At 34.9% G+C, this 11,671-nt stretch carries 10 protein-coding genes; 1 reads left to right on the forward strand and 9 read right to left on the reverse strand.

Annotated elements, in window-relative coordinates:
* The first annotated feature begins 1 nt into the window (after position 1).
* Entirely contained in the window at positions 2-397 is a 396-nt protein-coding gene (locus ACQ65V_RS01830; protein ID WP_155088485.1) for a DUF983 domain-containing protein, read from the forward strand.
* Between the two features lie 28 nt (positions 398-425).
* Here ACQ65V_RS01830 and ACQ65V_RS01835 read toward each other — a convergent pair whose 3' ends face one another.
* From ACQ65V_RS01835 to ACQ65V_RS01875, 9 genes are all read right to left on the reverse strand, one after another.
* Positions 426-1,472, reverse strand: a complete 1,047-nt coding sequence (locus tag ACQ65V_RS01835) for an NAD(P)/FAD-dependent oxidoreductase (RefSeq protein ID WP_430466660.1) — start codon at positions 1,470-1,472, stop codon at positions 426-428.
* A gap of 110 nt (positions 1,473-1,582) precedes the next feature.
* Positions 1,583-2,491: a gliding motility protein GldN gene (gldN, locus tag ACQ65V_RS01840; RefSeq protein WP_273288815.1), complete on the reverse strand. Its 909-nt coding sequence runs from the start codon at positions 2,489-2,491 to the stop codon at positions 1,583-1,585.
* A gap of 68 nt (positions 2,492-2,559) precedes the next feature.
* The gene (gene gldM / locus ACQ65V_RS01845; protein WP_155088482.1) at positions 2,560-4,140 is read right to left on the reverse strand and encodes a gliding motility protein GldM; all 1,581 of its coding nucleotides are present in this window, start codon (positions 4,138-4,140) and stop codon (positions 2,560-2,562) included.
* Between the two features lie 53 nt (positions 4,141-4,193).
* Positions 4,194-4,826 carry a gliding motility protein GldL gene (gldL, locus tag ACQ65V_RS01850; protein ID WP_155088481.1) on the reverse strand — a complete coding sequence of 211 codons (633 nt, stop codon included), beginning with the start codon at positions 4,824-4,826 and terminating at the stop codon, positions 4,194-4,196.
* 88 nt (positions 4,827-4,914) lie between these two features.
* Positions 4,915-6,267 (reverse strand): gliding motility lipoprotein GldK, encoded by a 1,353-nt coding sequence (gene gldK, locus ACQ65V_RS01855; RefSeq protein WP_155088480.1) that lies wholly within the window; start codon positions 6,265-6,267, stop codon positions 4,915-4,917.
* A gap of 160 nt (positions 6,268-6,427) precedes the next feature.
* Complete coding sequence (locus ACQ65V_RS01860) at positions 6,428-7,594, reverse strand: formimidoylglutamase (protein WP_430466661.1); 1,167 nt, start codon at positions 7,592-7,594, stop codon at positions 6,428-6,430.
* A 6-nt stretch (positions 7,595-7,600) separates the two neighbouring features.
* Positions 7,601-10,108 (reverse strand): type I DNA topoisomerase, encoded by a 2,508-nt coding sequence (gene topA / locus ACQ65V_RS01865; RefSeq protein ID WP_430466662.1) that lies wholly within the window; start codon positions 10,106-10,108, stop codon positions 7,601-7,603.
* Between the two features lie 159 nt (positions 10,109-10,267).
* On the reverse strand, positions 10,268-10,705 hold the full coding sequence (locus ACQ65V_RS01870; RefSeq protein ID WP_430466663.1) for a hypothetical protein: 438 nt from the start codon (positions 10,703-10,705) through the stop codon (positions 10,268-10,270).
* A gap of 45 nt (positions 10,706-10,750) precedes the next feature.
* Positions 10,751-11,542 (reverse strand): hypothetical protein, encoded by a 792-nt coding sequence (locus tag ACQ65V_RS01875; RefSeq protein ID WP_430466664.1) that lies wholly within the window; start codon positions 11,540-11,542, stop codon positions 10,751-10,753.
* Positions 11,543-11,671: the final 129 nt, after the last annotated feature.

The raw sequence follows: 11,671 nt of genomic DNA on the forward strand, positions 1-11,671 counted from the left end.
TATGATTAGAAAAGGAATGAAACTTTATAGTATTCTTTTTGGTGCTTGCCCAAAATGCCACCATGAATCTATGTACACGGTTAAAAACCCTTATGTGCTTTCTGACACGTTAAAGATCAATGAAAATTGTTCTCATTGTGGAACAAAATACAGAATGGAACCTTCCTTTTTTTACGGCTCCATGTACGTAAGCTACGCTTTAGGTGTGGCCTTTGCCGTTGCTGCATTTATTGTAAGCTTTGTGATTTTTGAGACTTCCCTTACTGTGGCGTTTTTTGCAATAATATTGACCCTAATAGGATTTATGCCCATTATTATGCGATTATCACGAAATATTTGGATTAACTTGTTTATGGGTTATGATAAATCTTTAGCTGAAAGCAACAATCCATCCTAGCCGTACCAGAGGAAAGGAAAACTTACTCTTAACCCAGAAACCTATTTATATTAATCTCGCTATCTAAAGCTTCATTATTTTCAATAAAGCGGTAAAGTTTCTCTGCAACATAAGGTGCAATCATTACTCCTCTGGTCCCTAGACCATTTAAGACATACAAATTTTTATGCTCTGGATGTTTGCCGACCAAAGGCCTTCTATCTTTAACGGTAGGTCTAATTCCCGCAACATGGTTTATAACATCAAAATCGCATGTTACAAATGTTCTTAGTTTTGAAAGCAATTCGTTTTTGCCTTCCTGTGTAGGTGTATTGGATTTATCATCTCGATTATATGTAGAGCCAACAGTATAAAGATCATTACCCACAGGAATTACGAATACTGATGATTTAATAGCATACTCTAATTTAAGTTCTGGTGCTTTAATGGTTAATACTTCTCCCTTAGTTCCATTCAACGGAATAAAATTGAAATATGGGTTTTGTTTTACACCAAAACCTTCTGCAAATACAATATGCTTTGCAATCATATCTTCATATTGAAGTGAACCTGATTTAATCTGAAGCTTATCGTATTTAAATCTAGTTTCAAGTAAATGATTGTTTTCTTTTAAAAACCCTTTGTAAGCGTCTATAAGCGTTTCGGTATCTATACGTCCTGCATGTAACACTTCTCCAAATCCATAAGGCGCATCAATAGCATTATTAGAATTTTTGACAAGCTCTGTAGAAAGATAGGGCTCTAGCTTAGGTTTATCTGAAGCATCAAACCATAAGTTTTGTTCTTCTACGGAAGCAAATCGTCTTAAAATTTGAAGTTTGTAATCTATCTTAATATTTAAATCAGCCTCAATCTTATTATAGACTGGCAAAGCAATTTCCAATTGCTCTTTTGCTCGCCAAACTTCTGAAAAACGTTTTAATATTACAGGATTGTATAATCCGGCTGCTACAATGGAAGATTGTTGCGATTCATCGTCGAACACAACAAAAGACTTATTATTGGCTCGTAACTGTTCGCAGAACGCAATACTTGCCAAGCCACAGCCAACGATGATGTAATCTACTTGTTTCATTTAACAAAAATAAGATATGCTTCGATAGGCTCAGCATGACACGTAGTTTTAATTCAATAAAAAACGCCCACTTAAAAAGTGAGCGTCTATATATTTATTATGAACGTTAACTAGTAACTCCACATATCTTGTTCAAAATCGCGGATTTTATCCTTAATACGTTCTGATTCTAAAAGTTGCATCAATGCATTTTCAGCAATGTATTCTTTAACTTCCCTATCACCATAGACATTCTCTTCCTTATAGATTAATCCATGAAAACGACGGCTGTTCAATAAGTGATCGAATGAAATTGGCGTAGAGCTATTATTATCATTAAAGGCTTTAGCTTCATGCAAAATATCTCTAACTTCTGGATAAAATACCCAAAACATAGGAATTGGTTCACTATTTTCTGAATCTTCCGAATCTATAAAGTTAACATCTGGAGCCGCAGGTGCAATTCCAAGAATTCTGTACTTTAATTCACCTTGACGCTTATCAAAATACCAAAGTCCTTTTATTAAATACGAGTTAATATCAGCTGCTTCAATATTCCTTTCTATAATATACTCTTCTGGTATCTCATCTTCCCCTACTCCGTTCTCGTTCATATATCTAATACCAGCATCAGTAATCTTCCTCATACTCAGTGAAGCTTCCATATCTTTTAAAGTTCGTTCTTCTGTAAAGTACGAATCTGCATAAACTTTAGGGATCATTCCGCTGTCCATATTATCTCTCAAAACTCGGTACAAGGACTTACGGTCGTCTCCTAAATTTCCTTCTACAGGAAAATATAAAGGAAAATTAACACGTTCATCTAAAACAACTTTTTCCCAAATCATCTTTGAAAATAAAATGTCTCTATCTCCAACATAGCCATATTCTAAAGGCTTATCGTTATCTAGAAGTAGTTGCGCTTCAGTTTTCATACCAATTTCTTCTGGTATCTTAGCATTAAGGATATTGGCTTGGGCAAACATAGCATTGGTTGCCAAAACTGTTAATCCTACATATATTAAACTTCTTATTTTCATTTTACTTAATTTAATAATTTGGGTTTCTTTAAATCTGTAACGTTTATATTTTCTATAAATTATATCAATTAGTTACTTGTAACTTCAACAATAACTGGTGATACATTTTGTAGTCTATATTTTGAATTACCTTGAATTTTAGCGTTAATATCAAAAATTGTAATATTATCGCCTCTTCTTGCCTTTTGTATTGCAGATTTAGCCTGAGAATTCATTTTAGTTCCAGCTACATTAATTGTAGGTTGTCCTGGTACTTTAATCTTAAATGAAGTTACCTGTATTGGTAAATCAAAAACAAAATCTCTTAGCTCAGCACCAACAGTACCAATTTCTACATTACGCTTCGGTAATTTTACAACACCTATTTGACCAGCAATCTTACCGGTCGGTGCAGGAATATCTTTAATTCTAAATGTTTTACTGTCACTTACTCTAGATCCGTCATCAAGAGTAGCAGTAACATTAATTGTCATTTCCTTACCAGCACCAGCGTTAACTACATATTTTCCTTGACCACCAACTCTTGATAAGCCTGGTCCTGATGCGCTAACTTTATTGTCTGGTACACCAGCAAATGAAATGGTCATTGGGTTAGCCACACCACGATAAACAACGTTCATCTTATCTGCAGAAATAGTAGCAGAGTTTGGCCTTGGTACTACTACATAGTTACCAACAATTGGAATTTCTAATGGCTTACCATCTTCTAAGAAGGTAAACTTACCGTCTATTTGATGCTCACCAACATTACCAACATTAAAATCTAGTTTTGCAGCACCGGTAGAGTCTAATACTTCTGACACATTAATCTCATTTCCTTGAACCGTCAGTTTTGTAGGTGTAACATTTGCATATTTTCCTAAAACAACTCTACCTTGAAATTTTTCTCCTGCAAAGAATGCAGACTTATCAGCCAATACAATGGCTTGGTATTTTTTCAATGATACAGCTTCATCTAGAGAATTACCTAAAAATAGGTTAAACAAGTTAGCTTCAGTAACCATTACGTCATTTTGCATAGCCGTAAGCTTAGTATATGATGCAATTGCCGGGAAACCTTGAAAATGATAGTTCAACCAATCAATTTCTTTACCTATTTTCTTATTTTCAACTTTGTCTAGGCTAAAACGCTCATCAAAACGCTCCAGAGCTTTTTGATACTTCACATCATTACCTAAAATTTCTTTGATTTCATCTTTATAAGCTTGGATCCTAGCAACAACTTCTTGACCTTTTTTGGTATAACGATCTCCTGTAAACCACATTTCATCAAGGATATCTGTTTTATCCATCGCTTCAAATGGTAATTCACCTGTTTCAGGGTCAATTGAGTAACCACCTTCTCTTAATAAGTCTTGCTTTAAAGTTTCAATATACTTATAAAACTTATCAGAAGCCGCACTTACTAAAGTGGCCTTGTTTGCTGGAACTCTAAATTCAGCTGGCTTCTCTTCAGCTTTAGTTGATAAATCAGCCAATAAAGCTTCGTTTTTTTCGTCAGCTACAGCGTTTGATGCCGAGAATTTTGCTTCCATCAATCCGAAAGCGGATAGTACTTCCTTAGACATATTCATCGCCATCATAGCAATAAATACCAAGTACATTAAGTTAATCATTTTCTGCCTTGCAGATAATTTTCCTCCTGCCATTGTAATTAGTTTTTAAATGTTAATTAATTAAATTGATTATACCTAAAAACTAATTAGTTTTTGTTCATTGCAGAAAGCATTCCGCCATATACACCGTTTAAAGATGAAAGGTTAGACGCTAATGATTGCATTTGCTCTTTAAGCTTGGTTGCGTTCTCTACAGCTTCTTCGTTGATAGCAGCTTGACGATTAGCACTTTCCATCTGTACTTTATAAAGACTGTTTAAAGACTCCATTTGTGCAGCAGCTAAAGATAATTCTTCGCTGTATTTCTTTTGAGCAGACATAGAATCTACAGTTGGATTTAAGTTTTTAGCAGCACCTTCAAAGTTTTTGATACTGTCGCCTAAACTTGCCATAAGTTCACCGTCTATCTTAGCCTCCTTTAATAAATTGTCTAATTTCTTTGACAACATACCTTCAGCATCTTTTGGTTCTTCTTTTTTCTTTTTACCTAGAGTCTGACCGCCAGCCAATTCAGGATATACCAAAGACCAATCTAAATCTGATTGTTGCTTTTCAAATGCTGAGTATGTAAATACCAGAGCTTCAACAATCATACCTATGGTTAAGATTTCAGAACCATAAGGCCAGTGTTGTATCTTAAATAATGCACCTACGATTACGATTGCTGCTCCTAATCCGTAGATCATGTTTGTTAAAGTCATTTTACCTTTCTGTGCCATAATTTTGTTTAGTTTAAGTTTAAGTTAATGGATGTGTAACTTAAGTAGGTTAATTTTAATTTGGGTTGTTATTTAATAATTTTAAATTTTAGTTCGTCGCTGCGTTTTTAGTCACTTCAGTTCCCATATAGTCCTGAACGGTTCTAAATCCGATATAACTTCTAGCTGAATCCGCATATTCATAATCTCTAGAACTTACTTGCAAGAAATAAGCAACATCTTTCCATGAGCCTCCTCTAACTACTTTACGGGAATTTCTTGGATCATTTACATTTGGATTTATAGTTGAAGAAAACTCGTAAGATGCTGGATCGTAAGAACCATGTACCCATTCTGACACATTACCTGCCATATTGTATAGGTTGAAATCATTTGGATCGTAAGCATCTGCTTCTACAGTATATAATGCTTGATCGGCTGCATAATCACCACGTAATGGTTTAAAGTTAGCCATAAAACATCCTCTATCGTTTTTAGTATAAGGTCCTCCCCAAGGATAAGATGCCCCTTGAAGTCCACCACGAGCTGCATACTCCCATTCTGCCTCTGAAGGCAATCTGTAAGAGTTGACAGGTTGTTTTCCTTTACTTCTTTGGTAACCATTATGCTTTAGTGTTCTCCACTGGCAAAATGCTTGTGCTTGTTTCCAAGATACACCCACTACTGGATAATCATCATAAGCTGAATGCCAAAAATAATCGTTGTGCATTGGCTCATTATAAGAATATGCAAAATCTCTAATCCATGCCGTAGTGTCTGGATATACTTCAACTTCCTCTTGTTCTATAACCTCTGAACGCTTTAAGCTTCTATCTTTAGCAGCTTTAGCAATGTCCATATACGTGTATTGGAACTTAAATTGCTTAACGTCCCATGTACGCTGGCCGTTATAAGATTCTTCTAATGGCAAGTACATACCGTCCATTACCTCTGCATATAACTCATCTGGATAATCGTCTGTATCATAATACAACTCTACATCACGATTAATTTTTCTCTGCTCATTACCATAGGTATTTAACATATAGCTTTCATAAGCATTCATCTCTTCTGGATTTGAATCTAAATAAGCAAATTCACCGATATCACCATTACCTGGAGTCTTACCTTCTAAATCAGCCATTTCAGCTAATTTTAATCTTAAGATTGAGTCTCTTACCCAAAACACAAAGGAGCGGTATTCGCTATTTGTAATCTCGGTTTCATCCATATAGAATGCACGTACTGTAGCTGTTTTGGTAGGAGCATCTTGTACACCAGCTATATCATCATCTGATTTACCCATTATAAAAGCTCCACCAGGAACTAGTGTCATACCATACGGTTTTTCAGGGTGCCATTTTTTACCTTTGACTCCAACTAATTGGCCACGGTCTCCAGAATTACAGCTGGCAACAAAAACCAATACAGTGGTTAGTAAAATAAACTTCTTAATATTCATAGTAACTCGAGGTTAAATTAGTCGTCCTTAATTTTAAGGTCGTAAACATATTTATATATTTTATAAAAAACAACTTTTTTCTATTTTTTTTTGCATTTCGTCCTTAAAAAATGCATTTCGTCGATGCTTTTAACGTTAAATCATCGATAAAATGTCATTTTTAGAAGCTGTTCTTCCTGTAGGCTTTATACCACCTTTCGGGTATTTCACCTTGGGTAGCAAGCACATAATCGGAATGCATGCATGGTAATAACGTATGCTTTTTTAATTTATTATTAACATCTGGCAAAAATGGAATCTCTATCCACCAGCGACCAGTTTTTAAGCTTTTAAAAAAAATAAGTTCATCATCATCTACCAGTACATTAAACTTTTGGTAATGGTTTTCATTAGTAAAATCATCATCAGCAATGCGGCAATTAACACCCTCTACAAAATACCAAATCATCTGTGCAATAAGCATTGAAGTAGCACTGTCATTCTTTGAATTATGATATTCATAAATACCAAAGGACGACACCTTATTACTTATACCTGCATACCTACTTATGGCACAAATTTCCTTACCCGAAAAACCATTAGGCGAAAATTTTTGACTCTCACTTACTTCTGCCGCTCTTACAGACTTTAAATCTATAGATACAATATGTGCATCTCTAAGCAACGGCTCCACTTTATTTATGTCTCCAGAAATTTCCCCCAAACGATAGGCTTCAAAATACAACTTTTCTATGAGATCTATCTCCTCTTGGGAGTTAAAATATGTCTGATAACCTATTGTGGCATAGTTGAATAGATTATACGGCTCTTCTACTATGACCTTACCAACATAACTATTATTCTTAATTGGAAGGTTGGCATCACCTAAATCGAAATTAGTATCAACACTAACAATATTTACCATTGGCTTTACAGAATCGTAGGCTCTATAATTGGCATAAGTTAAATCTTGACTACCTCCTAATATAATAGGTATGATGTTTTTTTCTAATAAAACTGTAATAGCCGTTCTAATGGCAAAATAAGTATCCTCAACGGACTCTCCTGATTCAATGTCTCCCAAATCGGCAATTGTAGTGTGCCAATTTCCTGGGAATAACGTATAGAGTGTTTTTCTAATGGAATCGAAATTAATATCAGCTCCCATAAAGTTGACATCATTTCTATTTTCTTGAACTCCAATAATGGCCATTTGCACATCATCTAAATCTGGAATTCCGTTTTGTCTTGAGTGGAATTTAATTTTTTTTCCTAGCGCTTGTTGCGCTATTAGTTCATTATGAGCTAAAACCGCATCAGATACAGGCGTCAGAAAATTAAAATTCATAGTGTATTACTTCTTTTTAGTCGTCGCTTTTTTCTTTGTCTTTTTTCTTGTCTTCTTTTTTGGGGCGTTCTTCTCTAAAATGGCTTTAGCTTCTTCTAATGTCATATCAGATACATCAACTGTTTTAGCCAACTCCACTTTCTGCTTACCTTTTATAACATTGTGTCTTCCCCATCTCGCCTTTTCTACCCTTATACCTTCATCTTCCCAAACATGGATAAGTTTATCTTTTTCCTTTTGGATTTTATCCTCGATCAAAGTTACAATGTCTTCTTCAGATAAATTATCCCAATCGTATTTTTTATTGACATTTATAAACATGTTGTTCCATTTAATAAATGGCCCAAAACGCCCTTTGCCTTTAGTAACTTCCAAACCGTCATACATATATATAGGAGCATCAGCCTTTTCTTTTTCCTTAATATATGTAATTGCTTCTTCCAATTCTACACTTAAAGGATCAACTCCTTTTGGCAATGACACAAACTTTTTACCAAATCTCACATAAGGCCCAAAACGCCCATTGTTAACTTCAACTTCATCATCCTTATAATGTCCCAATGCTTTAGGAAGCTTAAATAAGTCCATGGCTTCCTCATATGTGATGGAGTTTAATTGTTGATCTGGGGACAAACTTGCAAATTTTGGTTTCTCTTCATCATCTACGGTACCAACCTGAACCATTGGTCCAAACTTCCCTAAACGCACGCTAACTTGACGACCAGTCTTTGGGTCTGTACCCAATATACGTTCACCAGATTCACGCTCTGCATTTTCCTGTACATCTTCCACCTGCGGATGAAATCCTTTATAGAAGTCTTTCATCATGGCGCGCCAATCTTCTTTACCTTCGGCAATATCATCAAAGCTTTCTTCTACTTTCGCAGTAAAATTATAGTCGAGAATATTTTCAAAATGGTTTACCAAGAAATCGGTAACAATCATCCCAGTATCAGTCGGTACTAGTTTACCTTTATTAGAGCCAACTTTTTCTGAAAGTGTTTTGTCCTTTATAGTATTATCCTCTAAAACCAGCTGCTTGTATTCCCTAACATCACCCTCGTGCGTTCCTTTTTCTATATAGTTTCTATTTTGTATCGTAGAAATTGTCGGTGCATAAGTAGATGGACGACCAATACCTAATTCCTCTAATTGCTTTACCAATGAAGCTTCTGTGAATCTTGAAGGCGGTCTCGTAAAACGCTGTGTAGCTGTGATATAATTTTTGTTAAGCTTCTCACCTATCTCTAAGTCTGGCAAAATACCTTCTTGCTCAGTGTCTTCATCATCTGTACCTTCTAAATACACCTTTAAGAACCCATCAAACGTGATGATTTCTCCGTTTGCAACAAATTGTTGACTTACCTTACTCGTTGCATTAACCTTAACTTTAAGATTTGTTCGCTCTAATTTTGCATCGCTCATTTGAGAAGCGATAGCACGTTTCCAGATTAAATCGTACAATCTCGCCTGGTCGCGCTCAACACTTACAGTATGATTCGCAAAATCAGTTGGTCTAATGGCTTCGTGAGCTTCTTGAGCACCTTTAGATTTTCCTCTATAATTTCTTGGCTTACTATACTCCGAACCATAAGCTGAAATAATTTCGCTTTCAGCAGCTTTTCTTGCCTCATCAGAAAGGTTTACACTATCTGTTCTCATATAAGTAATTAGACCAGCTTCGTACAAACGCTGAGCGTTACTCATAGTTCTACTTACCGAAAATCCTAATTTTCTTGAAGCCTCTTGTTGCAGCGTTGATGTTGTAAATGGTGCTGCTGGTGATTTTTTGGCCGGCTTTTTTTGCAAATCCGAAACCTGGTAACCAGCCTCCTTATTTTTGTTTAAAAAATCTAGTGCCTCTTCTTCTGAATCGAAATTCTTTGGGAGTTTGGCCTTAAAGGATTTCTCATCATCTGTTGTAAATTCAGCATCTACTCTGTAAGATGCTTTAGTATCAAACTCTTGTATCTCACGCTCACGTTCAACAATTAATCGTACTGAAACAGATTGCACTCTACCAGCCGATAGACCTCCTTTAACCTTTCTCCATAAAACAGGAGATAACTCATACCCTACAATTCTATCGAGCACACGTCTTGCTTGTTGTGCATCTACTAAATTATAATCTATACTTCGAGGGTTCTCAATTGCTTTATTAATAGCACTCTTTGTGATCTCGTGGAATACAATTCGCTTCGTCTTTTCTTTATCTAAATCTAACGCTTCGGCTAAATGCCATGCTATGGCCTCTCCTTCTCTATCCTCATCACTTGCTAGCCAAACCATATCAGCTTTCTTTGCTAACTCCTTGAGTTTTTTTACAACATCTTTCTTATCTTTAGAAACTGTGTATTTAGGTTCAAAATCCCCTTCTACATCTACTCCCAACTCTTTTGAAGGTAAGTCGGAAATGTGTCCAAAACTAGACTCTACTTTGTAATCCTTTCCTAAAAATTTTTCTATTGTTTTTGCCTTTGCAGGTGACTCAACTATGACAAGATTCTTCGACATGCTTTCTTTTTTTGAGGTTACAAATGTATATGAAAATAAATTTACAATCCTAATTTGGTCTTAAATACCATGCATTTAATCGTAGTTTTCTCAACTTGAATAATGAAAAAAGCCTTGTTAAATACAAGGCTTTAATTATAAATGTTAATGTTCTTATAATTAATACGAATATAAAATTGGTTCTGAAAAATCTTGAAGATTTAAAGTAACTTGATCCTCTCCATCGACTTGCAACGGTGTTAAATCAAATGTCCAGTCCCTACTAAAAACCGCCAAACATGCTTCATTATTGGTTAACACAGCTTTTATATTGCGTTGCACTGGAAACGACTCCATCACATCCTCACTTCCAATCAACTCCAATCCCCATGAATCACCACTGCAACCACTCGCTGAAATGGTAATAGATAAACAATCTTCGTTTATTTCAACATTTCCGAAACTGTAGAATGCCGTTTGTGTATTTTGATACAAATCATTATCTACAGTCGCAACCTCATCGCAAGACGTTGATGACCTTACATCATCTTCATCGCATTGCATATTCAATAACAACATTGTGAATAATAATACTATACCAAATTTTGAAAATTTCATGACTCTTGTTTAATTATAAGATACTGAAATTATAAAAAAGTTGCGCTACAAACTTGAATTTTCTTCTATATGCAAGTTTTCATTGTCATCATCAAACCCTACCACATCTTTGTATATTAAGTATGGTGGTAAATAAGAGAACGATGCAGTAACATATATTCCAACAACACACATTATAAAGCCAACTATTCCTGCTAAAAGACCAGCAACGATTATTAGGCCAAATGTAATTAACCACTTTTTATTACCAAGATCAAAACTCAGCTTAATTATTTCAGAAACAGATTTATCAGGATTAAATGCATAAATCACAAATACATAAGTCAAAGGCACAATGGCATAAATTAATGGTAGGAAACACAACAAAGCAGCTATTAAAGTAATACCTATATAAGCCAAACCGAGCTTAATCGTTTTTCCTAAGTAAGGTTTCTTAAAAAAATAGAAATAATCTTCTTTACCCATTTGTTCAAGGTCCTTGAGCTTACATATTCTATAAAAAGCGGACTTAAGCCCTAAACCTATAACACTCATTCCCAACATTGCAATTAAATAAAGAACAAACAGTATTATCACCGCTATAGGACTTATGTCTGGTTCTGAATAGTAAGGATTATAAGGATCGTAAGAACTAGCATATACATCTGCCATACCTGTAACAATCATTGGTATGTATATTAGCATCATTAACGGAATAGCCAATACCATATTTAGAAGTAAGGTAACCAAACCTTGCACCCAAACTTTCTTAAATAGCTCTATGGATTGATTAAAAATTGTTCCAAAATCTAAATCCTTAGCATTTTGTATACGTTGTTGAATTTCTGAAATACTCATTTTATCTGAATTGGTTAGTACCTCAAAAATAAATCTTTTTTTGAGATTTGTTCAAATAATTAATATGGCTGACACATTGTCATAATGTCTAAAAAATCCTATCTTTGCATGTTTATTGAGAATATAGAA

This window comes from Winogradskyella ouciana, from assembly GCF_965284585.1.
GTDB lineage: Bacteria > Bacteroidota > Bacteroidia > Flavobacteriales > Flavobacteriaceae > Winogradskyella > Winogradskyella ouciana.

What these genes read in the sequence shown, in the direction of transcription:
- ACQ65V_RS01830 (WP_155088485.1), top strand. Translation starts at nt 2, where the DNA reads ATGATTAGAAAAGGAATGAAACTTTATAGTATTCTTTTTGGTGCTTGC.
- ACQ65V_RS01835 (WP_430466660.1), bottom strand. Translation starts at nt 1,472, where the DNA reads ATGAAACAAGTAGATTACATCATCGTTGGCTGTGGCTTGGCAAGTATT.
- gldN (WP_273288815.1), bottom strand. Translation starts at nt 2,491, where the DNA reads ATGAAAATAAGAAGTTTAATATATGTAGGATTAACAGTTTTGGCAACC.
- gldM (WP_155088482.1), bottom strand. Translation starts at nt 4,140, where the DNA reads ATGGCAGGAGGAAAATTATCTGCAAGGCAGAAAATGATTAACTTAATG.
- gldL (WP_155088481.1), bottom strand. Translation starts at nt 4,826, where the DNA reads ATGGCACAGAAAGGTAAAATGACTTTAACAAACATGATCTACGGATTA.
- gldK (WP_155088480.1), bottom strand. Translation starts at nt 6,267, where the DNA reads ATGAATATTAAGAAGTTTATTTTACTAACCACTGTATTGGTTTTTGTT.
- ACQ65V_RS01860 (WP_430466661.1), bottom strand. Translation starts at nt 7,594, where the DNA reads ATGAATTTTAATTTTCTGACGCCTGTATCTGATGCGGTTTTAGCTCAT.
- topA (WP_430466662.1), bottom strand. Translation starts at nt 10,108, where the DNA reads ATGTCGAAGAATCTTGTCATAGTTGAGTCACCTGCAAAGGCAAAAACA.
- ACQ65V_RS01870 (WP_430466663.1), bottom strand. Translation starts at nt 10,705, where the DNA reads ATGAAATTTTCAAAATTTGGTATAGTATTATTATTCACAATGTTGTTA.
- ACQ65V_RS01875 (WP_430466664.1), bottom strand. Translation starts at nt 11,542, where the DNA reads ATGAGTATTTCAGAAATTCAACAACGTATACAAAATGCTAAGGATTTA.